The 25043-nt window shown below is 65.1% G+C and carries 23 protein-coding genes; 13 read left to right on the forward strand and 10 right to left on the reverse strand.

All coding sequences use genetic code 11. The features are described from left to right. Positions 1-81 precede the first annotated feature (81 nt). On the forward strand, positions 82-378 hold the full coding sequence (ihfA, locus tag ACI6S0_RS22070; protein WP_004209953.1) for an integration host factor subunit alpha: 297 nt from the start codon (positions 82-84) through the stop codon (positions 376-378). A gap of 82 nt (positions 379-460) precedes the next feature. Further along, positions 461-805: a MerR family transcriptional regulator gene (locus ACI6S0_RS22075; RefSeq protein WP_010336848.1), complete on the forward strand. Its 345-nt coding sequence runs from the start codon at positions 461-463 to the stop codon at positions 803-805. A 6-nt stretch (positions 806-811) separates the two neighbouring features. Here ACI6S0_RS22075 and ACI6S0_RS22080 read toward each other — a convergent pair whose 3' ends face one another. The 4 genes from ACI6S0_RS22080 to ACI6S0_RS22095 form a co-directional block, all read right to left on the reverse strand. Further along, complete coding sequence (locus ACI6S0_RS22080) at positions 812-1336, reverse strand: GNAT family N-acetyltransferase (protein WP_069335714.1); 525 nt, start codon at positions 1334-1336, stop codon at positions 812-814. A gap of 2 nt (positions 1337-1338) precedes the next feature. Then, positions 1339-1881, reverse strand: coding sequence for a SixA phosphatase family protein (locus ACI6S0_RS22085; protein WP_017499105.1), 543 nt, complete (start codon positions 1879-1881; stop codon positions 1339-1341). Between the two features lie 91 nt (positions 1882-1972). Further along, positions 1973-4726, reverse strand: a complete 2754-nt coding sequence (locus tag ACI6S0_RS22090; protein ID WP_434404351.1) for an ATP-dependent DNA helicase — start codon at positions 4724-4726, stop codon at positions 1973-1975. A gap of 49 nt (positions 4727-4775) precedes the next feature. After that, on the reverse strand, positions 4776-5147 hold the full coding sequence (locus ACI6S0_RS22095) for a PilZ domain-containing protein (protein ID WP_010336853.1): 372 nt from the start codon (positions 5145-5147) through the stop codon (positions 4776-4778). Positions 5148-5278: 131 nt separating this feature from the next. Here ACI6S0_RS22095 and ACI6S0_RS22100 point away from each other — a divergent pair, with 131 nt between their 5' ends. Further along, complete coding sequence (locus ACI6S0_RS22100) at positions 5279-6871, forward strand: lysine--tRNA ligase (RefSeq protein ID WP_434404352.1); 1593 nt, start codon at positions 5279-5281, stop codon at positions 6869-6871. A gap of 187 nt (positions 6872-7058) precedes the next feature. Here ACI6S0_RS22100 and ACI6S0_RS22105 read toward each other — a convergent pair whose 3' ends face one another. The 3 genes from ACI6S0_RS22105 to ACI6S0_RS22115 all read right to left on the reverse strand — a co-directional run bounded on the left by ACI6S0_RS22105 (position 7059) and on the right by ACI6S0_RS22115 (position 9404). Next, a complete protein-coding gene (locus tag ACI6S0_RS22105; RefSeq protein WP_434404354.1) occupies positions 7059-7529 on the reverse strand; it encodes an RcnB family protein in 471 nt (156 codons plus the stop codon). Between the two features lie 173 nt (positions 7530-7702). Beyond that, positions 7703-8380 (reverse strand): prolyl hydroxylase family protein, encoded by a 678-nt coding sequence (locus ACI6S0_RS22110; RefSeq protein WP_434404355.1) that lies wholly within the window; start codon positions 8378-8380, stop codon positions 7703-7705. Between the two features lie 100 nt (positions 8381-8480). Next, positions 8481-9404 (reverse strand): RcnB family protein, encoded by a 924-nt coding sequence (locus tag ACI6S0_RS22115; protein ID WP_434404356.1) that lies wholly within the window; start codon positions 9402-9404, stop codon positions 8481-8483. 298 nt (positions 9405-9702) lie between these two features. Here ACI6S0_RS22115 and ACI6S0_RS22120 point away from each other — a divergent pair, with 298 nt between their 5' ends. The 3 genes from ACI6S0_RS22120 (at position 9703) to ACI6S0_RS22130 (ending at position 13620) form a co-directional block, all read left to right on the forward strand. Next, positions 9703-10188, forward strand: coding sequence for a biliverdin-producing heme oxygenase (locus ACI6S0_RS22120; RefSeq protein ID WP_434405987.1), 486 nt, complete (start codon positions 9703-9705; stop codon positions 10186-10188). A gap of 1 nt (position 10189) precedes the next feature. Beyond that, entirely contained in the window at positions 10190-12745 is a 2556-nt protein-coding gene (locus tag ACI6S0_RS22125; RefSeq protein ID WP_434405988.1) for an HWE histidine kinase domain-containing protein, read from the forward strand. A 65-nt stretch (positions 12746-12810) separates the two neighbouring features. Further along, entirely contained in the window at positions 12811-13620 is an 810-nt protein-coding gene (locus tag ACI6S0_RS22130) for a DODA-type extradiol aromatic ring-opening family dioxygenase (protein ID WP_434404358.1), read from the forward strand. A 9-nt stretch (positions 13621-13629) separates the two neighbouring features. Here the strand turns inward: ACI6S0_RS22130 and ACI6S0_RS22135 are convergent, their stop codons facing one another. The 3 genes from ACI6S0_RS22135 to ACI6S0_RS22145 all read right to left on the reverse strand — a co-directional run bounded on the left by ACI6S0_RS22135 (position 13630) and on the right by ACI6S0_RS22145 (position 16005). Beyond that, positions 13630-14181 carry a (2Fe-2S)-binding protein gene (locus ACI6S0_RS22135; RefSeq protein WP_017499095.1) on the reverse strand — a complete coding sequence of 184 codons (552 nt, stop codon included), beginning with the start codon at positions 14179-14181 and terminating at the stop codon, positions 13630-13632. Continuing rightward, entirely contained in the window at positions 14178-14654 is a 477-nt protein-coding gene (locus tag ACI6S0_RS22140) for a DUF2721 domain-containing protein (protein ID WP_037507334.1), read from the reverse strand. The genes ACI6S0_RS22135 and ACI6S0_RS22140 overlap by 4 nt, the downstream gene beginning before the upstream one ends. A 139-nt stretch (positions 14655-14793) precedes the next feature. Further along, positions 14794-16005: an LL-diaminopimelate aminotransferase gene (locus ACI6S0_RS22145; protein ID WP_004209971.1), complete on the reverse strand. Its 1212-nt coding sequence runs from the start codon at positions 16003-16005 to the stop codon at positions 14794-14796. 143 nt (positions 16006-16148) lie between these two features. Here ACI6S0_RS22145 and ACI6S0_RS22150 point away from each other — a divergent pair, with 143 nt between their 5' ends. The 7 genes from ACI6S0_RS22150 (at position 16149) to ACI6S0_RS22180 (ending at position 24926) form a co-directional block, all read left to right on the forward strand. After that, positions 16149-17888 (forward strand): PHA/PHB synthase family protein, encoded by a 1740-nt coding sequence (locus tag ACI6S0_RS22150; protein ID WP_097385300.1) that lies wholly within the window; start codon positions 16149-16151, stop codon positions 17886-17888. A 141-nt stretch (positions 17889-18029) separates the two neighbouring features. Next, positions 18030-18893, forward strand: a complete 864-nt coding sequence (locus ACI6S0_RS22155; RefSeq protein ID WP_434404359.1) for a phasin family protein — start codon at positions 18030-18032, stop codon at positions 18891-18893. Positions 18894-19070: 177 nt separating this feature from the next. After that, a complete protein-coding gene (gene clpS, locus ACI6S0_RS22160) occupies positions 19071-19442 on the forward strand; it encodes an ATP-dependent Clp protease adapter ClpS (RefSeq protein WP_004209974.1) in 372 nt (123 codons plus the stop codon). Positions 19443-19585: 143 nt separating this feature from the next. After that, positions 19586-20191, forward strand: coding sequence for a hypothetical protein (locus tag ACI6S0_RS22165; RefSeq protein WP_434404360.1), 606 nt, complete (start codon positions 19586-19588; stop codon positions 20189-20191). A 143-nt stretch (positions 20192-20334) separates the two neighbouring features. Beyond that, positions 20335-21843 carry a glycerol-3-phosphate dehydrogenase gene (locus tag ACI6S0_RS22170; protein WP_434404361.1) on the forward strand — a complete coding sequence of 503 codons (1509 nt, stop codon included), beginning with the start codon at positions 20335-20337 and terminating at the stop codon, positions 21841-21843. Further along, positions 21840-23312, forward strand: coding sequence for an FGGY family carbohydrate kinase (locus ACI6S0_RS22175; protein ID WP_434404363.1), 1473 nt, complete (start codon positions 21840-21842; stop codon positions 23310-23312). The genes ACI6S0_RS22170 and ACI6S0_RS22175 overlap by 4 nt, the downstream gene beginning before the upstream one ends. Before the next feature lie 114 nt (positions 23313-23426). Beyond that, positions 23427-24926 carry a catalase gene (locus ACI6S0_RS22180; protein ID WP_434404365.1) on the forward strand — a complete coding sequence of 500 codons (1500 nt, stop codon included), beginning with the start codon at positions 23427-23429 and terminating at the stop codon, positions 24924-24926. Positions 24927-25043 lie beyond the last annotated feature (117 nt).

Raw genomic sequence — 25043 nt, forward strand, 5'->3', positions numbered from 1 at the left:
GAATCACCCAACATGCATCACATTTGTGTCGCATTCATTTGCCTTGGCAGATGATGCAGGGGGGCACATTGGGGATTTGCGATGACCGGCACTGGCACACTGACCCGCGCTGATCTGGCGGAGAGCGTCAATCGTCACATTGGCTTGTCCCGCGCGGAAGCGGCGGCACTGGTCGAATCGATCCTGGAACATATGTCGACTGCGCTGGAGCGCGGCGAAAATGTGAAAATTTCGAGTTTCGGTACCTTCGTCCTGCGCGACAAGAATGAGCGCATGGGCCGCAACCCGAAGACCGGGATCGAGGTGCCGATCGAGCCGCGCCGGGTACTCACATTCCGCGCGAGCCAGACGATGCGGGACCGGGTTGCCTCGACCTGAGGCAATTCGGTCAGCTTTTGTAATATTGTCGCCTGTTTACCGTAGTTGACCTTTACGGGACTATGGGTGCAACATTGCGCCCATGGAAAAGGCCGAGGGTGCATTTCTGACCATCAGCGAACTGGCGACAGAGCTGGGTCTTGCCCAACATATTTTGCGCTATTGGGAAACCCGCTTTCCGCAATTGCGTCCGCTCCAGCGATCGGGCAACCGGCGCTACTATCGTCCTGCCGATGTGGCGCTGGCGCGGCGCATCAACCAGTTGCTCAATGTCGAGGGCTTTACGGTCAAGGGCGCGCAGAAGGCGCTGGCTGATGGCACGGACGACATAGCGGTCGATCCGCTGCCCGCCGCGACGCCGGAGCCGGACCTGATCGCGCGGCTCGAAGCCATCCGGGCCGATCTGGCGCGCGCCTTGGGTCGCTGATCGCGATCAGAGCGTCCGGGCATAGACAAGGTCGCGGAACGGCACGTCCCCGACCATGAAGGTCAGTTCGCCGATCTCGACAAAATCATGCCGGGCATAGAAACGCCGCGCCCGATCATTCTGTGGATAGACGGCCAGCAGCAGTCGGCGTGCGCCGCGTCGCCGGGCCTCCGCCAGCACCAGCGCCATCAGCGCGTCGCCATTGCCGCCACCCTGCCACCCGCTCAGCAGATAGATGCGCTTGAGTTCGACATCCGCCCGGTCGTCGGTCGGTACCGGCAGGTCAGGCGGGGTGATCAGCGCATAGCCGACCGGCGCGCCTAGCGGCGTCTCGCCGATCAGGATCGTCTGGGCCGGATCGGCGAGGGCTGCACGATAATAATTCTCGCCATGCGCCTTGCGGATATGGGCGACCAGCGCCTCGCCGGGATGGTCATGGGCAAAGCTTGCGAGGAAAGTGGCGCCGCCCAATATCGCCAATGCGGCGGCATCGGAGGCGACAGCCGGCCGCCAGTGAATCGGCGTGGTCAAGCTCAGCGCGATCCCGGACCCAGCGCCGGGTCCAGGTCGCGAGGACGGGTGAAGCTCAGCAATGTGCCGCACTTGTCCGTCGTCGCGTCCCACTGGTCGATGGCGAGATCCATCACCGCGATGCTGGCGGTCGGAAATTTGATTTCCACATCCTCGCGCAGCGGATTGGCGCCATCATCGGGGACCAGGCTCAGGATCAGTTCCTCGAAACCGGGATTATGTCCCGCCATCAGCACGCTGTCCGCCTCGTCCGGCAAATCGCGCAGCACGTCGATCAGGGTCGGGGCGGAGGCCAGATAGATGCGCCGGTCCCAGCGGGCGTCCAGCGTTTCGCCATAGCCGGTGAAGAAGGTGTCGAGCGTCTGGACGACGCGGGCAGCGGGGGATGCGACCAGCAGGTCGAACCGCATATCCTTGCGCGCGGCGAATTGGCCCATCAGCAGCGCGGCCTTTTCTCCCCGGCGGTTGAGCGGCCGATCAAAATCCCGCGCGACCGGATCGTCCCAATCGGACTTGGCATGGCGCAACAGGGTCAACCGCTTCATTCTCGCTCCAGCTCCTCGCGCCTTGTCGCGGCGGAATATCTCCTGCCGACTCGCAAAAACGCAGAAAACAAAGGCGCCGTGCCCTGTCGGGTCACCGCATGCCGGGTTCGCTTCCCTGATGCCCTAACGTTGTTCGGTCGCCAAGACCAGCGTCCTGCATGTCCCGCGCCTGCATCTTTGCGCTGACGGCGATGATCGCCTCGTCCAGCGTCAGCCGGCGGATCGGCGTGCCGGGCGGGAAGGCGCTCAGCAGCCGGCTCGGCATGGCGGCGGACAGGATCACGAAACTGCCCTTGTCCTCGGCGCGGCGGATCAGCCGGCCGAACGCCTGCGCCAGACGCGCCCGGATCAGCCGGTCGTCATAGGCGCTGCCGCCGCCCGCCAGGCGCCGGGCGGCATGCAGCACGGTCGGCTTGGACCAGGGCACGCCCTCCATCACCACCAGCCGCAGCGAATGGCCGGGCACGTCGACGCCATCGCGCAACGCATCGGTCCCCAGCAGCGATGCACGCGGATCGTCGCGGAAGATATCGACCAATGTGCCGGTATCCATCGGATCGACATGCTGGGCATAGAGCGGCAGGCCGGCGCGGGCGAGCCGGTCGGCGATGCGCGCATGTACGGCCCTAAGCCGCCGGATCGCGGTGAACAGGCCCAGCGTGCCGCCGCTCGATGCCTCGATCAGCCGGGCATAGGCGCCCGACATGGCGGCGATGTCGCCGCGCTTGATATCGGTGACGATCAGCACCTCGGCCCGATCGGGATAGTCGAACGGGCTGGCCGCCTCGAACCGCTCGGCGCTGTGGGGCAGGTGGGTGACGCCGCTGCGCGCCTCGGCATTGGACCAGTCGCCGCCGCCCTTCAGCGTGGCGGAGGTGACGATCACCCCCTGTGCAGGTTGCAGCACCGCCTCGGCCAGCGGCCGGGTCGGGTCGAGCCAATGGCGGTGCAACCCGATATCATATTCGCGCCCCTCGACCCGGTCGACCGTCATCCAGTCGACGAAATCGGGGTCGGCCGGGCCGCCGATCCGCGCCAGCAGCGCCAGCCAGGCGCTGATCAGGTCGCGGCGCCAGCCCAGCGATCCGATCGCTCCTTCGATCCGTGCCCGCGCTGCGCCGTCGAGCCAGTCCGGCGCATCCTCCAGCACCGCTTCCAGCCGCTTGGACAGGCGGACGAGTGGTTTCAGCAGTGCATCGAGCGCGATAGCCGCTTCCTGCGCCGCCTCGACCAGCGGGCCATCGGGTTCGGCCAGTTCGGTTTCCAGCCCATAGCCGGCATCCGCCTCGCCACTGTCGGCGGCGCGCGCGAAGACGGTGCCGCGCACCGTGGCGAGCAGTTCCTCCAGCGGGCCGAAAGGCTCACCCGCGACGATCCGTTTCAGCCAGTCGTCGGCGGGCAAAGCGCGCGCAGCTTCGACCGCGGTACGGATCGCCTCGCCCCCTTTCTCATCATAGCTGGCAAGGTCGGACAGGCGCGCGGCCAGGCCCCGGCGGCGGCCGCGCGATCCGCCTTCCGGTCCCATCACCCAGCGCCGCAGTTCGATCGCCTCCTGCCCCGACAGCGCGACCGAGAAGGTCGAATCGGCGGCGTCGAACAGGTGATGGCCCTCGTCGAAGACGATGCGCTGCGGGCGTTGCCCGGTCTCGCGGCCGCGCGCGGCATTGATCATCACCAGCGCATGGTTGGCGATGACGATGTCCGCCTCGGCCGATGCCCGCGCCGACCGTTCGATGAAGCATTTCCGATAATGGGGGCAACCGGCATAGATGCACTCGCCGCGCCGGTCGGTCAGCGCGGTGGAGCCGTTGCGGCGGAACAGGATGGGCAGCCAGCCGGGCAGGTCGCCGCCCACCATGTCGCCATCCTTGGAAAAGGCGGCCCAGCGCGCGACCAGTTGCGCCAATATGGCGGCGCGGCCGGCAAAGCCGCCCTGCAACGCATCTTCCAGATTGAGCAGGCAGAGATAATTTTCCCGCCCCTTGCGCACCACCACGCGTCGCGCAGCGGTCGCCGGATCGGGGAAGAGGCGCAGCGACTCCCGGTCGAGCTGGCGTTGCAGCGCCTTGGTATAGGTGGATATCCACACCGTGCCCTGCGCCTGTGCGGCCCAGAGCGAGGCGGGGGCGAGATAGCCCAGCGTCTTGCCGATGCCTGTGCCGGCTTCCGCCAGCAGCATGTTGGGCTGGTCGCGATGCGTGCGCGGGCGAAAGGCCTCCATCGCGGCGGTGGCATAGGCGCGCTGGCCGGGGCGGGGTTCGGCGCCCGGTCCGGTCAGGCTGTCGAGCCGCGCCAGCACTTCATCCTCCTCCATCGCGACGGTGCGCGGGGCAGGGCGGGGCGCAGCCTCCTCCCATTCGGGCAGCTTGGAAAAGAGCCAGCGTTCCGCTTCCGCCGGGCGGCTGATGCGCGGCGCGACCAGCGGCGACCAGGGCCAGCGCAGCCGGTGCAGCGCCTGCGCCGCGGTCCAGCCGCCTTCTCTTTCTTGCCATTCCGGGGAATCGAGCCGGTCGAGCAGGGCGCGCGCCGCCATCTGCAGCAGGGCCGGGATATCGCCTTCCTGTGCTGGTTGCGGCAGGTCCAGCGCCTCGGCCAGCCCCTTGGGCGTGGGCACGAGGAAGCGCGCGGGATGGACGAAGGCCCAGAGTTCCAGCAGGTCGAGGCCGTTGAGATCGGGATAGCCCAGCCGCTGGCCGGTCAGCGGTGCATTGAGCAGCAGCGTCGGCGTCTCGGCGGTGCGGGCAATGGCCTGCCCCTTGGCGACGCCCATGGTGCGGCTGCCTTCGCGCAGCCAGATGCCGCCATGGCTGGCATGGAGGGCGGGCAGGGCAACAGGATCGATCACCCGCCCGGCTTAGGGCAAGGCGAACAAAAGGGAAACCGAAATGCGCCGATCAACTGGTCCGGCGGCCAAAACCCATGGGGCCGGAATAGACGAAGGCGGGGGCCGCCGGTCGGGGCTGGAACGCCACCGGCGCGCGGCGAGCCAGGCGCGCCATTTCCAGCTGCTCGAACAACGGTCCTTCGGTCAGGATATAGGGAAAACGGATGCCCATCCGGTCCTCTTCCGACCAGCGCACCGTACCGAACACGCTATAGCCATCAATATCCAGCTGACATTGGCTTCCGGTCGGCAGCGAACAGCCGACGACCTGCGCGCCCCCCGCGCTCAGATCGACGATCGTCCCTTCCAGGCTGTCGAGCACGGTCGTGATGGTGATCGCGATGTCGACGGGAATCCGTTCGCGGCTGCGGGGTGTCTGCATGGGAGCCTCCATATGACCAGACCATGGAGGAACAGGGTGAACAAAATCTAAATATGAAGCCCGGTTTAACGCGTTTTTGCCTCCAAAAGCCGTTCCCTTTCGGCCTTTGCGGCGGTAGGGGCTTTGGCATCATGACCATATCCGACATTCTCCGCACCGCCGCGAACGCGTCCAAGGCCTGGCCCTATGAGGAGGCGCGCAAGCTTCTCAAGCGTTACCCCAATGGCGCGCCGGAGAAAGGCCATATCCTGTTCGAGACCGGCTATGGCCCGTCGGGCCTGCCGCATATCGGCACCTTCAACGAAGTGCTGCGCACCACCATGGTCCGCAATGCCTTCCATGCGCTGTCGGACATCCCGACCCGGCTGGTGGCGTTCAGCGACGATCTGGACGGCTTCCGCAAGGTGCCGGACAATGTGCCGAACCAGGCGATGCTGGCCGACTATCTGGGCAAGCCGCTGACGCAGGTGCCTGATCCGTTCGAGAAATATGAAAGCTTCGCGCATCACAATAATGCGATGCTGCGCGAATTTCTCGACAGCTTCGGTTTCGACTATGAATTCGTGTCCGCGACCGAGCAATATCAGGCCGGCGCCTTCGACGAAGCGCTGCGCCAGGTGCTGCGCCGCTATCAGGCGATCATGGACATCATGCTGCCGACCCTGCGCAAGGAACGGCAGGCGACCTATTCGCCGGTGCTGCCGATCAGCCCGAAGAGCGGCATCGTGCTGCAGGTGCCGGTCGAGGTGGTCGATGCCGAAGCCGGCATCGTCCGCTTCGTGGACACTTCCGTTCCTGGGGGCGAGACGATCGAACAGTCGATCCTGGGCGGCGGCGCCAAGCTGCAATGGAAGGTCGACTGGGCGATGCGCTGGTATGCGCTGGGCGTCGACTATGAAATGGCGGGCAAGGATCTGATCGATTCGGTCACCCAGTCGTCGAAGATCTGTCGCGCGCTCGGCGGTCGTCCGCCCGAGGGCTTCAACTACGAGATGTTCCTCGACGAAAAGGGCGAGAAGATCTCCAAGTCCAAGGGCAATGGCCTCAGCCTCGAGCAGTGGCTGACCTATGGCCCGCAGGAAAGCCTGGCCTTCTACGCCTATCGCGAGCCCAAGAAGGCCAAGCAACTGCACATGGGCGTGATCCCGCGCGCGGTCGACGAATATTGGCAGTTTCGCGGCAATTATCCCAAGCAGGCGATCGAGCAGCAGCTGGGCAATCCGGTCCATCATATCCATGATGGCAAGCTGCCGCAGGGCGAACTGCCGGTGACCTTCGGCCTGCTGCTCAATCTGGTCGGTGTGATGGGCGATGCCAGCCGCGAACAGGTGTGGAGCTATCTCCAAAATTATGTCCCAGGCGCCAGCGCGGAAACCTATCCGGAACTGGACGCGCTGATCGGTCATGCACTGGCCTATCATCGCGATTTCGTCGCGCCGACGCTCCAGCGCCGGGCACCGCATGCGAACGAAGCCGCCGCACTGCGCCAGCTGGACGAAGAACTGGCGGCGCTGCCGGCCGATGCCAGCGCGGAGGATATCCAGAATATCGTCTATGCCATCGGCAAGGATGAAGCCTTTGGCTTCGCCGAACTGCGCGACTGGTTCAAGGCGCTCTACCAGACGCTGCTGGGTGCCGATCAGGGCCCCCGCATGGGCAGCTTCATCGCGCTCTATGGCATCGACAACAGCCGCAAGCTGATTGCGCAGGCGCTCGCCGCCTGATCGGAAAGAAGCGGGGGAACCATCGCGCGCGAGGGGCGTTTCGCGAACGGTCCACCCCCCTTTCGGACTGATGGCGTGCCTGGCACGGCATCGGCCGCGCCCGCCCGGAAACGGGGGGCGCGGCCAAGGGGGTAAAGAAAGGCCCCGGACATCGCTGTCCGGGGCTTTTTCTGTTTCGTCGTCCGGCTTACCAGAAGAAGCCGCGATGGACGGTTATGACCCGGCCGGTGCGCACATTCACCAGCAGCACGTCATTATAGTGGCGGACCCAACGCTGATTGACGGCCGGACGGGGCAGGCGATAGCGATAGGGATCGGCGATATAATAGCGCGAGCTATAATAGGCGGGGCGAAGCTGGGCGCCGGCATTCCAGCGCGAATAGCGGAAGGGTGCATTCCAGTTGCCGGCGCGATAGACGTCGCGGTGGCTGCGGCGATAATCCTGCCAGTCTTCCCGCGCTTCCTGGCGGGAGTCGCGAACATCGCGACGGGCTTCGCGGACATCGCGGCGATCGCCATAGCGCTGGGCCGCGCGCAGGTCGCGCTGGTCTTCGCGCAGCCGCTGCTCGCTGCGGCGGGCTTCGCCATAGGACTGGGCGGAAGCGACGCTGGGGACGACGGTGGCCGCAAGAAGGCCAAGGATGATGATCTTGCGCATATTTCTACTCCCATCAATCTGGAGGCTCGGGGACGCTTCCAACCGCTTCAAGCGGGGCAGGTTCCCTTACCAACATGTTGAATATGGAGTGGATTCGCTGAACCGTCCGGGAACGGCGCTGTCAGGAACCAGTCATTTATGTCGCAAAATGTAATGGCGCGCGACGTTTCGGGTCAGCGAACCCAGGGGCGTTCGCGAAACCATTTGGTCACGACATATTTGGTGCCCTGCGTGACCGGCCGGGCGGCGTGCAGGCTATAGGGGTTGGGCGCGCCGTCGGGCTTCAGGTTATTCCAGATGAGGATCATCCCCTCGATCGGCGGCACCATGAATTCGCAGCGCGGAAAATGGGTCTCGCCCCCGCTCTCGACCGGCGACAGATAGATCATCGCCGTCCAGTTACGCTGGCCACCGGTCTTGCGCATCTCGGGCCAATAGCTGGCATTGACCGGGAAATAGTCGCAATGGACCTTATATTCCTGGCCCAGGGTGTAACGCTGCCCCTGCAATGTCTCGCCATGGTCTGGCTCCAGCCCGGTCATCGCACAGATGCGGGCGCTGATCGCATGGACCAGCGGGTCTTCCCGGTCGAGATTGCAGCTGTGGCTGGTGCGATAATCGGCATTTTCCCGCCCGGTGAACAGGGTGGACGGCTGGGCGCCGGCGTCGATGATCGCGCGCATCACCGCGCATTCTTCCGCGCCCAGGAAATCCTGCCGCCCGTAGATTTCCAGATGGGGGCTGTCGATGCGGCTGACCAGCGGGTTGCGGTTCAGTTTCTCGCGCACCCGATCGCCGATCGCGGCGCGGGCCGGCGACGCGGTGCCGCCATCATCCACTATCTCGTTCATGCCGCCTCCCTGCCATTTCCCGTCGGCGCTGCGCAATGAAAAAGGGCCCGGTGCGGTGTCGCACCGGGCCCAGTGTCCTGAAGGCCAGTTCAGGAGGCTGTCACCAGAAGAAGTTGCGGATCACGTCGACGACATAGCCATCGCGGATATCGACCAGCAGCGCGTCGTCATAATAGCGGATCCAGCGCATCGTGCCGTAGGCCGGCGGCAGGCGGTAATAATAGGGATCGTTCAGCCAGTAATTGCTGCCGTAGAGCGGACCCGACAGGAACACACCGATCGAGAAGCTGCGATAGCCATAATTCCAGCCCGACGGCGCATAATAGCGGCCCATGCGATAGCGGTCGCCATAGCGGCTGCGATAGCCATACCAGTCATAGCGCCGGTCCTGGCGCCAGCCATTGTCCCAGCGGCGCTGGTCGGCCCAACGGGTGCGATCGTCATAGCGGCGGCCACCATTGTTCCAGTTGCCGGGATAGCCGGGGCGATCGCCGCGCCGATCATTGTCGCTCCAGCGCCGATCATCGGGGCGACCATCGCGATTGCGGTTGTTCCAATCACGACCGTTGCGATCGCGGTCCCAGACCTGCCGGTTCCAATCGGCGCGCGCGTCTGGCCGGGCGTCGGGCCGGCGTCCATCACCGCGCCCGTCCGGGCGGTCGGGGCGGGCGACCGGCTGCATGCCGGGGTTCGGATTGCCGGGACGTTGCCAATTGCCATTGGGGCGATCGGCGCGTTGATCGGGCCGCTGGTCCGGCCGGCTTACCCGCTCGGGGCCACCCTGCCAGCGCTGTGCGGGCGCTGCCATTTGCGGACGTCCGCCAGCATTGCCGCGATCACCGCCACCCTGCCAGCGGGTGCTGCCTTGCGCGCCGCGCATGTCGCCGCCCCGGTTTCCGGGATTGCCTGCGCCACGCTCGCCGCGCGGGCCGCCGCCATTGTCGTTCCGCTGGGCATAGGCCGGTGCCACGCCGCCCAGCAGCGTCGCACCCATCAGGCCGGCCAGCATCCATTTCCTCAGCATCGTTCCGATTCCTCGTGCGGGAACCATCTGTTCCCTTCATGCCGCATCTCTACGCGGATGGCGATGTCGCGATGCTGAACTCTTCTGTCAGCGATTTGAAAGATTCTGTCCCGGAACAATGGACAATCTCGATCATTCCATCCATCCCACCATCTTGCATCGGAAAAGCCCGGTAAATGGGCTGTTCGGCGCAAAGCTGATCCAGATCAGTGCAGTGCCGACAAACAACCTTTAGGACCAACGGGTGATAAGAACCGCCGATGCCGGCCGCATAAGACAGGCCCTGCGCGCCGCGACGATGGAGAGCCATCAACGGGTCGATGACCTGTTTTCCCATTTTTCGCTCGCTTCCGCGTCCGGTTACCGGGCGTTCCTGCGTGCCCATGCCCGCGCGATCGCCGCGCTGGAGCCGGTCGCCCAGCCCGATTCGCCGCGCCTCGCGCTGATGGCGCAGGATCTGGCGGCCTTGGGGGAGGCTATGCCTGCGCCGCTGTCGATGCCGTCCACTGGCGGCGATGGCTTCCGCTGGGGCCTGCTCTATGCGCTCGAAGGATCGCGCCTGGGCGGCGCGATGCTTGCGCGCCAAGTCGCCCAGGATCTGCCCCGCGCCTATCTTTCCGCCGTTCATGGCAAGGGCGGCTGGGTCGCCTTCCAGCAGCAACTGGACGACGCAGCGGCTGAGGGCGATGCGGACTGGCTGGACGATGCGATCGCCGGCGCCCGGACGGCCTTCACCCTGTTCGAAGCCGGCGCGCGCGCCGAACGGGAGGTCGCCTGTGACTGATATGACCAGCCCGGACGTGCAGGGCTTTACCGTCGACATCAATAATTGCGATCGCGAGCCGATCCATGTGCTTGGCACGGTCCAGCCGTTCGGCTTTCTTGTCGCCCTGACGGCCGACTGGCTGGTATCGCGCGTCTCGACCAATAGCGCCGACCATATCGGCCTGGCGCCGGACCAGATGCTGGGCCAGCCGATCAGCGCGATCTTCTCCGCCGATGCGATCCACACGCTGCGCAACCGCATCACCCTGCTGCGTGGCCCCGATTCGGTGGAACGGGTCTTCTCGCTGCCGCTGGTGGAGGGCGGTGCGCCCTTCGACGTGGCCGTCCATTTCTCCGGCCAACTGGTGGTGATCGAGGCGGAACCCGCCGTGCCCGACGAGATGGAGGCCAGTTCCATGGTCCGCTCGATGGTCGCGCGGCTGGCGCAGGCGGACAGCATGACCGCCTTCCTGCGTGATGGCGCGCGCCAGGTCCGGGCGCTCACCGGCTTCGACCGGGTGATGGTCTATCGCTTCGCCGACAATGGCGATGGCGAGGTGGTTGCGGAGGCGCTGCGTCCCGGCATCGACAGCTTCTTCGGCCTGCATTATCCGGCCTCCGACATCCCGGCGCAGGCGCGCGCGCTCTACATGCGCAACATCTTCCGGGTGATCGCCGACATCAATGCGGCGCCGGTGCCGGTCATCCCGGCGCTCGATCCCTCCGGCGCCGCGCTCGACATGTCGCTCTGCGTCACCCGCGCGGTGTCGCCGATCCATATCGAATATCTGCGCAACATGGGGGTGGGTGCCTCGCTCTCCATCTCGATCATCGTCGATGGCAAGCTGTGGGGCCTGTTCGCCTGTCATCATTATGCGCCGCGCCTGCCCAGCTTCGCGCAGCGCAGCGCCGCCGAACTGTTCGGCCAGATCTTCTCGATGATGCTGGAAGGGCGCGAGCGGGCAGAGACTGCCAGCTATGAGGGCAAGGCGCGTCAGGTCGCCGACCGGCTGCTCTCTGCGGTGGCGCAGGATCATGACCTGATGACCAACGCTCGCTGGCTGGGCGACATCATCTTCGACACGATCCCCGCCGATGGCGTGGGCATCTATATCGACGGGCAGATGACCCTGTCGGGCCTGACCCCGGACGAACCCTCCTTCGCCGCGATCGTGTCGATGCTCAACCGCACCGCCGCCAGTCAGGTCTATACCACCGACAGCATCGCCCGCATCATGCCCGAAGCCCTGGCCCATGCCGATCGCGCCGCCGGCTTGCTCGCCATTCCGATCTCGCGCCGGCCGCGCGACTATGTCGTACTGTTCCGCGCCGAACAGCTGCGCTCGGTCCGTTGGGCCGGCAAGCAGGACAAGCATATCGAATATGGCCCCAACGGCCCGCGCCTGACCCCGCGCAAGAGTTTCGAGGAATGGTCGGAACTGGTGAAGGGCACGGCCGTCGCCTTCATGCCGGCCGAACTGCGTGTTGCCGAAGCGCTGCGCACGGCGCTGCTGGAAGTGATCCTGCGCCTGTCCGATTCCGCCGACGAGGAACGGCAGCGCGCGCATGAAAAGCAGGAATTGCTGATCGCGGAACTCAACCATCGCGTCCGCAACATCCTCGCGCTGATCCGTGGCCTCATTTCCCAGACTCGCGACAGCGCCATGTCGGTCGACCAGTTCATCGGCACGCTGGAAAGCCGTGTCCATGCACTGGCCCGTGCCCATGACCAGATCACTGCCGATCGCTGGGCGCCCGCGCGTCTCTATGACCTGATCGAGGTGGAGGCCGGCGCCTATCTCGGCGACCGGCGCGACCGGGTGAAGCTGACCGGTCCCAATGTGCTGCTGACCCCCGCCGCCTTCACCGTGCTGGCGCTCGTCATCCACGAACTGCTGACCAATGCCGCCAAATATGGTGCGCTGTCGGACAATGGATCGGTGGCGATCGACTGGCATGTCGATGCCGAGGGCAGCCTGCTGCTCCACTGGCTGGAAAGCGGCGGCCCGGCCGTCGTCGCGCCCTCGCGCCGGGGCTTCGGCTCGACCGTGATCGAGCGTTCCATTCCCTATGATCTGGATGGCCGGGCGGAGGTCAATTATCGGCTGGCGGGGCTGGAAGCGCGTTTCTGCATTCCGTCCGCCCATGTCGCCTCGATCCTGCCCGACGTGGCCGGCACCGATCGCGCCAAGCCGGCGCCCGCTCCCTCGCCGCATCTGCTCAAGGGCCGGCAGATATTGCTGGTCGAGGATAATATGATCATCGCCATGGATGGCGAGGATGCGCTGCGCGACCTCGGCGCGCAGGTGGTCACCGCCGCCAGCATCGGCCGCGCGCATGAGGCGATCACGCTCCATCCGGTCGATCTCGCCGTGCTGGACTTCAATCTGGGCAATGAAACCAGCCTGCCGATCGCGGACATGCTGGCGGAACGCGGCGTGCCCTTCCTCTTCGCCACCGGCTATGGCGACGGGCTCGACCTGCCGGATCGATTCAGCGACGTCATCCTGCTCAAGAAACCCTATTCGGGTGCGACCCTGGCCCAGGCGATCGCCCCGATGCTGGCCAGGGGCTGACCGGAAACAGTCGGTTTCCGCCTGGCGCGTTGCGCGGGCGGCGCCGACATCCGATCTAGGCGGGCATGAAACAGCCAGCCTTGTTTATCCCCCATGGCGGTGGTCCCTGCTTCTTCATGGACCCCGCCGCTCCCCAGCACCCGCACAGCGACGCCATGTGGCAGCCGATGCAGGATTATCTTGCCGGCCTGATCGCCGACCTGCCGGAACGGCCGCGCGCGATCCTGCTGGTGTCGGGGCATTGGGAAACGCCCGGCTTCACCGTCCATGACGGCACCCGGCCGCCCTTGCTGTTCGACTATTTCGGCTTCCCGCCGCACACCTATCAGTTGCGCTGGGACGCGCCGGGCGCGCCCGCGCTTGCCGATCGTGCGGCCGAACTGCTGGAACAGGCGGGCTTTCCCACAGCGCGCGAATCCGAACGGGGCTGGGACCATGGCGTCTTCATCCCGATGAAGGTCGCGCTGCCCGATGCCGACATTCCGGTCGCCCAATTGTCGCTGCGCCGCGATCTCGATCCGGCCGCCCATATCGCTGCCGGTCGCGCACTGGCTCCCTTGCGCGACGAAGGCGTGCTGATCGTCGGATCGGGCATGAGCTTCCACAATCTGCGCGTGCGCGGCGCGATGGCGACGGCGCCTTCGCTTGAGTGGGACGATGCGCTGCGCGATGCGGTGACCGATCCCGATCCGGCTCGGCGGGCGGCGCGCGTCGCCGCCTGGGATCATCTGCCCCATGCCCGCTTCGCCCATCCGCGCGAAGAGCATCTGCTGCCGCTGATGGTGGCGCTGGGGGCAGGCGGCGAGGATACCGCCATCAGCGCTCATCGCAGCACGGTGCTGGGCTGGACGGTTTCGGGCTATCGTTTCGGTTAAGGCCGATATTTACGGCTTGCGCAGCGCCGGCACGGTGCGCACCGCCTCGTCCGGCGCGATGCCGGGCGGGGGCGCGGCCTGGATCGGGCCATCCCCGGCCTGGTCCTCGCCGCGCATGATCCGGCCGGCGCGCTTGATCGCACCGCGCAGCCGGGGATAGACGCCGCAGCGACAGATATTGGTGATCGCCGCATCGATCTCCGCATCGGTTGGGTCGTTGGTCCGTCGCAGCAATACCGACGCCGCCATGATGATGCCGGACATGCAGTAACCGCATTGGGAGACATTCTCGGCCGCGAACGCCTGTTGCAGCGGATGGCCGCGATCGGGCGACAGCGCCTCGATCGTGGTCACGAACCGGCCCTCGGTCTTGCCGATCGTCACCTGGCAGGACCGCACGGCCTCGCCATCGATATCCACGGTACAGGCGCCGCAATCGCCCGTGCCGCAGCCATATTTGGTCCCCGTCAGGTTCGACGCATCGCGCAGCGCCCACAGCAGGGGCGTCTCCGGATCCATCCGATATTGCACCGGCCGGTCGTTGACGGTGAAGCGCGTCATGCCGCCTCTTCCTCCTCCACCTTGTGGTAGAGCACCTCGTTGCGGATATGGATGGTGCGTGACGCCAGGCGGATTTCCTGGATGAAGGTGCCGAAGGCGGCCGCCTGCAGCACCATCGCGAGGCTGAACAGGATCGCGACCGGCGTGCCCAGATGGGCGTTGAACAGATTGCCCGCGAACAGCAGGATGACGACCAGACAGACCGCGCAGGCCGACGCCACCGACAGGAAGATCGCGCCATTGACCACGCTCATGCGCCGGTCGAGCACGCGGATCTCGCTCACCATCCGGTCATGTTCCTTGCCGCGCGTGCTCAGCACCCATTCCTCGACCGCACGGGCGCGATCGATGATGCGCGCCAAGCGGCTGACGCAGACGTTCAGGAACGCACCGATACCGGCGAGCAGGAAGACGGGGGCAAGCGCCAGCTGGATCGTCTGGGCGACCTGACTGACCTGCGGAAGGGGGATCATCGACTTGGTCCTCTCATCCCTCGCTTCTATCCTTGATCGCGGGCCAAGGGGCAAGGGGGGCCTAAAGCAAACGCCGCCGGACAAACCAATGTCCGACGGCGATCATGGTCATGTTTCGGGCGCGCAACGCGCGTGAAGGTCAGGCAGCGCCCTTCGACGAAGGCGTGTTGACGCCCATCGACTTGAGATACTGCTTGATGTTGCGGGCCGCCTGGCGGAGCCGTTGCTCATTCTCGACCATGGCGATGCGGACATAGCCTTCGCCATCCTCGCCATAGCCCACGCCCGGCGCGACCGCGACCTTGGCATGGGTCAGCAGCTGCTTGGAAAATTCCAGGCTCCCCATGTCCTTGAGCGCGGGCGGCAGCGGCGCCCAGGCGAACATCGACGCGCGCGGCGCGGGGATGTCCCAACCGGCGCGCGAGAAGCTCTCGACCATCACGTCGCGACGCTTGTGATAGAGTTCGCGATTCTTGGCGACGATGTCCTGCGGGCCGTTGAGCGCGGCACAGGCCGCCGCCTGGATCGGCGTGAAGGCGCCATAGTCGAGATAGCTCTTCACCCGGCTCATCGCCGCGATCAACTGCTTGTTGCCGACCGCAAATCCGATGCGCCAGCCGGCCATCGAATAGGTCTTGGACAGGGACGTGAACTCGATCGCGACATCCTTGGCGCCCGGCACCTGCAGGATGGAGGGCGTCGGGTTGCCGTCATAATAAAGCTCGGAATAAGCGAGGTCGCTCAGCACCCAGACCTTGTTCTCCTTCGCCCAGGCGACGAGCCGCTCGTAGAAGGCCAGGTCGACAGTCTCGGCGGTCGGGTTGGACGGATAATTGACCACCAGGATCGACGGGCGCGGCACGGTGAAGGCCATGGCGCGGTCGAGCGCGCGGAAATAATTCTCGTCCGGCGTCGTCGGCACCGACCGGATGGTGGCCCCTGCGATGATGAAGCCGAACATGTGGATCGGGTAGCTGGGGTTGGGCGCCAGCACCACGTCGCCCGGCGCGGTGATCGCGGTGGCGAGGCTGGCGAGTCCTTCCTTCGACCCCATGGTCACGACGACTTCGGTTTCCGGGTCGACATCGACGCCGAAACGGCGGCCATAATAATTGGCCTGCGCCTTGCGCAGGCCCGGAATCCCCTTGGACTGGGAATAGCCATGGGCGTCCGGCTTGCTGGCGACTTCGACCAGCTTGGCAATGACATGATCGGGCGGCGGCAGGTCGGGATTGCCCATGCCCAGGTCGATAATATCCTCTCCCGCGGCGCGGGCTGCGGCTCGCATCGCGTTCACTTCGGCGATGACATAGGGCGGCAGGCGCTTCATGCGGTAGAATTCTTCGGACATTATAGGGGCTTTCCTGAAAGCTCTCGGTAAGGAATAGTGCGTGGCACGCATTCGGCGTGTCACAATCTGGCTATAACCCGCCAGGCTGCGGCGCGCCAGTGAAAGCGGCTGATATCGGCAATGCCAGGAGGAGGAAGGTGGCCATGGAAACGCAGGATGTCCTGGAGCCCCATCTCCCGACCCTGGCGGAGATGCAGAAATGGACCCAGGTGCTGGGTCGCGCGCAGCAATTGATGCTGGAGCAGGCGGCGGGCGCGACCGGCCGGGTGCTGCCCTTCGATCCCGAGACCGTCGCCCGCATCCAGACCAGCTTTGCCGATGAAGGGCTGGCGCTGTGGCAGCGCTTCCTCGATTCCGGCGGCCTGCTGCGCGACCAGCCCGATCCGCCGCCGGCCGACAGCCCGGCCGCGCGCAAGGACCGGCGCTTTGCCGATCCGGCCTGGACGACCCATCCCTTCTACGACCTGATCCGGCAAAGCTATCTGCTGATCTCCGACTATCTGATGAACCTGGCGGATGCGGTCGACGGCGTCGATCCCAAGGCGAAGGCCAAGCTGCGTTTTGCCACCACCGGCATGCTCGACGCGATGGCACCGTCCAACTTCCCGCTGATGAATCCGACGGTCGTGGAAAAGACGATCCAGAGCGGCGGCGAGAATCTGGTGAAGGGCCTCCAGCATATGCTGGCCGACATGGAGAAGGGCCAGCTCACCCATACCGACGGCACCCAGTTCGAACTGGGGCGCAACATCGCCGCGACGCCGGGCAAGGTGGTTCACGAAACCCCGCTCTACCAGCTGATCCATTATGCGCCCTCGACGCCCAGGGTGCTGGCGACGCCGCTGATCATCTTCCCACCCTGGATCAACCGCTTCTACATTCTCGATCTCTCGCCCGAGAAGAGCTTCGTCAAATGGGCGGTGGACCAGGGGATCAGCGTCTTCCTCGTCTCGTGGAAATCGGCCGACGCCTCGATGAAGGACATGGTCTGGGACGATTATATCCTGAACGGCCAGGTCGACGCGATCGACACGGTGCGCGACCTGCTGAACGTGCCCAGCGTCCACACGATCGGCTATTGCGTGGCCGGCACGACTCTGGCCGCCACGCTGGCCTTGCTGGCCGCGCGGGGCGAAGCGGACAAGGTGGCGAGCGCGACTTTCTTCACGGCGCAGGTCGATTTCAGCGCGGCCGGCGACCTCACCCTGTTCGTCGATGACGAGCAGATGAAGCTGGTCGATCGTCTCTCCTCCAGCGGCTTTCTCGACGGGCGCTACATGGCGGCGACCTTCAACCTGCTGCGCGGGCGCGACCTCATCTGGAACTATGTGGTCAACAACTATCTGCTCGGCATGGACTATCCGCCCTTCGACCTGCTCTACTGGAATGGCGACACTACCAATCTGCCGGCGCGCTGGCATCGCGACTATCTGACCCAGCTCTATCGCGACAATATGCTGGTGGTGCCCGGCGCGATCAGCGTGGCGGGCACGCCGATCGACCTGACGCAGATCCACACCCCCGCCTATGTCCAGGCCGGCAAGGAGGATCATATCGCCCCGCTCGAAAGCGTGTGGAAACTGACCGAGCATCTCGCCGGGCCGGTACGCTTTCTGCTGGCAGGCTCGGGCCATATCGCTGGCGTCATCAACCCGCCGGTGGCGCAGAAATATCAATATTGGACCGCCGACGCGCCGCAGCCGACGCTGGATGATTTTGTTGCGGCTGCGCGCGAGACCAAGGGCAGCTGGTGGCCGGACTGGGCCGAATGGCTGCGCGGCATCGATTCGCGCGAGGTGGCTGTCCGCGGCGCGCGCAAGCCGGGCGGCGGCAAGCTTCGGGCAATAGAAGATGCGCCCGGACGTTACGTAAAAGCCCGGTAGAGGCACGGATTTCAGCCATTCCCCATTGGCTGCCGATCAGTGCCGAAACATCAATATGTCTGATTTGTTGCACTGCACAATGGGCCTTGTAATCCTTTGGGATAAGGCTTATTGTGCAGTGCAACAAACGGAGGATGGTCGATGGCCGTTACCCCTAAGTCTGCGCGTGCCAAGCCGGTCGCGAAAAGCGGTTCCGCAACCTTGTCTGCCAGTGAGGCACTCAAGGCCGCTGAGTCCGCCCTGGGTGAGAAGCCCGCGCCCAAAAAGCCTGCCCCGCGCAAACCCGTCGCCAAGGCTGCTCCGGCAAAGGCGCCTGCGCCCAAGCCGGTAGCGAAGAAGCCGGCGTCGGTCGCGGCTGCTGAAGCTCCTGCTGCGGAACCGGCACCCGTTGCCGATCCGGTGGCGGTGGTCGCGGCGACGACGGCGGTGGATGCCGCGCCCGAACCGATTGTTGAAGATGTTGAGGCGGTAGTGGCTCCGGAGCCTGTGTCCGCCCCGAAGACCAAAGCGAAGACGCTGCCTGCCACGGAAGGAACATTGATCATGAACGATATCCTCGAAACCGGTAAGAAGTTCGCCGAAGATACCAAGGCCAAGATGGAAACGGCCTATGCCGACCTGAACGAGAAGGCGAAGGCCGGTGTCGAAAAGTCGACCAAGGCGATGGAAGAGCTGAGCGATATCGCCAAGGGCAATGTCGAAGCGCTGGTGGAGTCGGGCAAGATCGCGGCCAAGGGCTTCGAGACGCTGGGTCAGGAAGCCGTCGACTACAGCCGCAAGAGCTTCGAGAAGGCGACCGCCTCGATCAAGAGCTTCTCGACCGCCAAGACCCCGACCGAATTCTTCCAGCTGCAGAGCCAGTTCCTGTCGAGCAGCTTCGACGAGTTCACCAAGGAAGCCGCCAAGAGCAGCGAAGCCTTCATGAAGCTGGCCGGCGACATCAGCCAGCCGCTGACCGCGCGCGTGACCCTGGTCACCGACAAGGTGAAGTCGCTCGCCGCCTGAGGCGGACTGATTTTACAGCCGAATTTCCGGGCCGATATCCGGCCGGGATGATGAACAAGGGCGGTGCTCCGGTCGGAGCATCGCCTTTTTTCTCGCCGGGGAAACGTGGTTACGCAGCGATGGCATGCGGTCGGCCCCCTTGCCTTGGCAGGACAAATCGCCATATTCTTCTGCATCATGAACCATCTCTTCAACGCATCGGCAGGCGCGCCCTTCAGGGCCGGTCCGGATCAGGACGATACGGGCGACAATGACCCGAACATCGGCGTCGCCACGCGTACCCGCACCCGCACCAAGAAGCCTTCGCTCTACAAGGTGCTGATGCTGAACGACGATTACACCCCGATGGAGTTCGTCGTGCATGTCCTCCAGCATTTCTTCCGCATGGATATGGAGGAAGCGACGCGGGTCATGCTGCACGTCCATCAGCGCGGCGTCGGCGTGTGCGGCATCTTCAGCTATGAAGTGGCCGAGACCAAGGTGAACCAGGTGATGGATTTCGCCCGGCAGAACCAGCATCCGCTGCAATGCACGCTGGAAAAGGCCTGATATCATCGGGTAAGGGCGCGCGCTTAACCTTTTCTTGGTCAGTGTAGCGCCTCTATTTCAATCAATTACATGATTGAAATACAATGTTTTTTCAGACTTATTCGGCATGAATGGTCCCGCTAAACGAAGTGGGGACTTCCAGCATGACGACTATCAGCAGTTACAACAACATGACCATGCCGCCATCGCCGCGCATGTCGATGACCAATCGCATCGACGCCGCGGTGGAGGTCGGCTCCATCTCGGAGACGGATGGCGACGCGCTCGAAACCGCGCTCGATTCCATCGATTCCGCGCTCAGCAGCTCCGCCAGTTCGGGCAGTTCACGGCTCGATCCGTCTTCGATGAAGGATCGGATCGATTCCCTGATCGATGATCAGGTATCGGCCGGCACCCTGACCGAGGATCAGGCGGCGCAGTTGCAGAGCCTCTTTGCCCAGGGACCGGGCGGCGCGGGGGCGTCGTCCGATGGCGAAGACAGTATGAGCATCGACGGCCTGGCCGCCATGGACGGGATGCAGGGGCCGCAGGGCATGCGCGGCCCACCGCCGCCGCGCCCGGTCGAGGACAGCAGCGATGACGACAGCACGACCAGCGAGACGAGCGCGACCAGCGCCACCGATCAGTTGGATTCGATCATCGCCTTCCTCGAAAATCTCCGCTCCAGCCTCAGCCAGTCGCTCTACGGATCGACCAGCAGCGCCACGAGCAGCAGCAATAGCGGTCTGGTGGTCGACAGCCTCGCCTGACGGCGCGCCCTTCTGACGAGCGCGGGGGCTCGCAGACATCCGGCCGGCACCATGGGCTATCGCGCATGGGGCTGGCCGGATGAATTTTCACGATCTTGCCTTCGTTAATATCGGGGGCAGCATTTTGCCGCTAGAACGGCGGCGTGACGCAGGAGACGGCCCCTTTCATCCACGACCTTGCCGTGATCGGCGGCGGGGTGAACGGGTGCGGCATCGCGCGCGATGCGGCGGGGCGGGGGGCCAGCGTGTTGCTGCTCGAACGGGGCGACCTGGCACAGGGCACCTCCTCGGCCTCGACCAAGCTCATCCATGGCGGGCTGCGCTATCTGGAACATCGGGCCTTCGGCCTGGTCCGCGAATCCCTGGCTGAACGGGAAAGGCTGTGGCGCATCGCGCCGCACATCATCCAGCCGATGCGTTTCGTCCTGCCCTGGGTCGAGGGGCTGCGCCCGCGCTGGCTGCTGCGCCTCGGCCTCTTCCTCTACGATCATATCGGTGGCCGCCGCGCGCTGCCGGCGACGGAGGCGATCGACCTGCGCCAGCATGTCGCCGGCGCGCCGCTGCGGGCCGGCTTTGGCCCCGCCTATGTCTATTCGGACGGCTGGGTCGATGACGCCCGGCTGGTCATCCTCAATGCCCGCGACGCCGCCGATCATGGCGCCGACATCCGCCCCCGCATGCAGGTGCTGCGGCTGGAGCAGGCGGGCGATCATTGGCGTATCCATGCCCGCGATGCGGCGGGGCAGGCACAGACCTTCCATGCGCGGGTCGTGGTCAATGCCACTGGTCCCGCCGTGCTCGACCTGCTGGATCGGGCCGATCGCCGCGCCGACCGGCTCATCCGGCTGGTGCGCGGATCGCATATCGTCGTGCCGCGCCTGTTCGACCATGGCATGGCCTATTTCTTCCAGCTGCCCGACGGCCGGATCTTCTTCGCCATCCCCTATCAGCATCTCTACACGCTGATCGGCACGACCGACCGCGATCATCAGAACGGCGTCGATCCGATCGCGGCCAGTGCCGAGGAAATCGCCTATCTGTGCGAGGGGGCGAACCGCTATTTCGCCCGGTCGATCAGCCCCGCCGATGTCGTCTGGGCCTTTGCCGGCGTCCGGCCGCTGATCGACGATGGATCGGCCCGGCCGGAATCGGCGACGCGCGGCTATCATCTCGATCTTGATCGGGAGGAGGGCGCGCCGCCACTGCTCAGCATCTATGGTGGCAAGATCACCACCTATCGCCATCTCGCGGCCGATGCGATCGCCCTGCTGAAGCCGCTCCTGCCTGCGCTCGCGGGTGATGACTGGACGGCGGACGCGCCGCTCCCCGGCGGCGATTTCCCGATGACCGGCCTGGCCGATCTCGTCGCCGCGCTGGCCGGCGACTACCCCTTTCTCGATCTCGACACGGCCAAACGGATCGGCTGCGCCTATGGCACCCGTGCCCGCGACTGGCTGGGCGCGGCGCGCGACTGGTCGGACCTGGGCCGGGATTTCGGCCATGGCCTGACCGAAGCGGAACTCTGCTACCTGCTCGCGCGCGAATGGGCGCAGACCAGCGATGATATTCTCTGGCGCCGGACCAAGCTGGGTCTGCGCTTCGACGCCGTGCAGCTTGCCGCGCTCGATGCCTGGCTTGAGGAGAGGGCATGACCGACCGCTATCTGCTGGTGCTGGACGAGGGGACGACCTCGACCCGCGCGATGCTCTATGCCCCCGACGGCCGCCGCATCGCGATGGCGCAGGCGGAACTGACCCAATATTATCCACAGCCCGGCTGGGTCGAGCATGACGCCGCCGAAATCTGGACCCGTACGCGCGATTGCGCACGCCAGATGGTGGAACGGGCGGGCGGCGCGGACCGGATCGCTGCCATCGGCATCACCAACCAGCGCGAGACGGTGGTCGCCTGGGATCGGCGCACCGGCGAGCCGCTGGCGCCCGCCATCGTCTGGCAGGATCGGCGCACGGCGGCGCAATGCACGGCGCTGCGCGAAGCCGGCCATGAAGCGATGCTGCAACAGCGCACCGGTCTCGTCGTCGATCCCTATTTTTCCGCCAGCAAGATGCGCTGGCTGATCGATCATGTGCCGGCCGTGGCGCAGGCGGGGGACGCGCTGGCGCTCGGCACGATCGAAAGCTGGCTGGTATGGAAACTGACCGGCGGCCTGCATGTCAGCGACGCCAGCAATGCCAGCCGCACCCAGCTGGTGGCGCTCGATGGCACCGATTGGGATCCGGCCTTGTGCGACCTGTTCGGCGTGCCCCGCGCTGCGCTCCCCGAAATCGTCGACAATGCCGGCGCCTTTGGCGAAACGCTGGCAGAGCTGTTCGGCGGTGCCATCCCGATCCGCGGACTGGCGGGCGATCAGCAGGCGGCCAGCATCGGTCAGGCCTGCCTGACGCCCGGCGATGCCAAGGCGACCCTGGGCACCGGCGCCTTCATCCTCGCCAATATGGGCGCGCAGCTGCCGGCCTCGCGCCATCGCCTGCTCGGCACCCTGCTCTACCGGATCGGCGACCAGCGCATCTATGCGCTCGAAGGATCGATCTTCATTGCCGGCAATCTCATCAAATGGCTGCGCGATCAGCTCGGCCTGATCGGATCGGCGGCGGAGACGGAGGCGCTGGCCCGCTCCGTGACCGACAGCGGCGGCGTGCTGATGTTGCCGGCGCTGGCGGGGCTGGGTGCGCCGCACTGGCGGCCAGATGTGAACGGCGTCATCGCTGGCCTCACCCAGGGATCGACCCGCGCGCATATCGTCCGCGCCGCGCTTGAATCCCTCTCGCACCAATTGTCCGACCTCGCCACCGCCTTCGCTGCCGACGGCGCGCCCTGGCGCCAGCTGCGGATCGATGGCGGCATGAGCGCCAATGACTGGATCGCCCAGGACATCGCTGATATGCTCGATGTCAGTGTGGACCGTCCGGCGGATGTGGAAACCACGGCGCTGGGTGCGGCCATGCTGGCAGGGCTGGGGGCTGGATTGTTCCGCTCCCTGGACGAGGCCGCGACGATGGCAGGGAAGACGACTCGATTTGATCCGGCAATGCTGCCGCAGCCGCGCGATGCGCGACTGTCGGCATGGCACCGCCTGCGCGATCGGGCGCTGACCTCCTGACTCGGGCGATCTTCAGATTGACCGTAAAAATCGATCACCCAATCCGATTTAATCAGTTTTTCTGAAACTTCGCGGGGCCTTAGCCTGTTCTCATCCAAAGCTGAGGAGGACGACATGGTCGATAAGCCAGTGATGACGACGAGCGCGGGTGCGCCGATTGCCGATAACCAGAATAGTCTGAGCGCAGGTCCGCGCGGGCCGCTGCTGCTCCAGGATTATCAGCTGCTCGAAAAGCTGGCGCACCAGAATCGCGAACGCATCCCCGAACGTGTCGTCCATGCCAAGGGCTGGGGCGCTTATGGCACGCTGACGATCACTGGCGACATTTCCAAATATACCAAGGCCAAGGCACTGCAGCCGGGCGCGCAGACGCCGATGATCCTGCGCTTTTCGACCGTGGCCGGCGAATTGGGCGCGGCCGATGCCGAGCGCGACGTGCGCGGCTTTGCGATGAAATTCTATACGCCCGAAGGCAATTGGGATCTGGTCGGTAACAACACGCCGGTCTTCTTCGTGCGCGATCCGCTGAAATTCCCCGATTTCATCCACACGCAGAAGCGCCATCCGCGCACCAACCTGCGCTCGCCCACGGCAATGTGGGACTTCTGGTCCTTGAGCCCTGAATCGCTGCACCAGGTGACGATCCTGATGTCGGATCGTGGCCTGCCGACCGATGTGCGCCACATCAACGGCTATGGCAGCCACACTTTCAGCTTCATCAACGACGCTGGCGAGCGCTTTTGGGTGAAGTTCCACTTCAAGACGATGCAGGGCCACCGCCACTGGACCAATGAGGAAGCGGCGGATGTCGTCGGTCGCACCCGCGAATCCACGCAGGAGGATCTGTTCGAGGCGATCGAGAAGGGCGACTTCCCCAAATGGAAGATGCAGGTCCAGATCATGCCGGAACTGGATGCGGACAAGACGCCCTATAATCCGTTCGACCTCACCAAGGTCTGGCCGCATGCCGATTATCCGCCGATCGACGTCGGCGTGCTGGAGCTCAACCGCAACGCCGACAATTATTTCGCGGAGATCGAGCAGGCCGCCTTCTCGCCGTCCAACATCGTGCCGGGCATCGGCTTCTCGCCCGACAAGATGCTCCAGGCACGCATCTTCTCCTATGCCGATGCGCACCGGCACCGGATCGGCACCCATTATGAGGCGCTGCCGGTCAACGCGCCCAAATGCCCGGTGCATCATTATCACAAGGACGGGGCGATGCGCTTCTTCCCGAACAATCCGAACCCGGCCGCCTATTATGAGCCCAACAGCTTTGGCGGCCCGGTCGAGGATCAGCGCTTCCTGGAGCCGCCGCTGAAGATTTCGGGCGATGCCGACCGCTATAATCATCGCGAAGGCAATGATGATTTCGGCCAGCCGCGCGCGCTGTTCAACCTGTTCGACGATGCGCAGAAGGCGCGGCTCTTCGCCAATATCGCCGCCGCCATGGGCGATATCCCGGACGCGATCGAGGAGCGCCAGTGCAGGCTCTTCGATCAGGTCCATCCCGATTATGGCGCCGGCGTGCGCCAGGCGCGGGCCACGATCAAGGATCGCAATCCGTCGATTTCGGCCCCGACCGATGCGCTGTTGGCTGACGCATCCAGTTGAATAGACTTGTAATATTGTAAAAACAGGCCCCGGTGATGATCGCCGGGGCCTGTTTGCTTTAGTCGTCGTCAAATAGTCGGCGGCATAGGAATATATATTAACATTGTCCGCTTAACC

Origin of the sequence: Sphingobium sp. DN12 (genome assembly GCF_051058005.1) — a bacterium.
GTDB lineage: Bacteria > Pseudomonadota > Alphaproteobacteria > Sphingomonadales > Sphingomonadaceae > Sphingobium > Sphingobium yanoikuyae.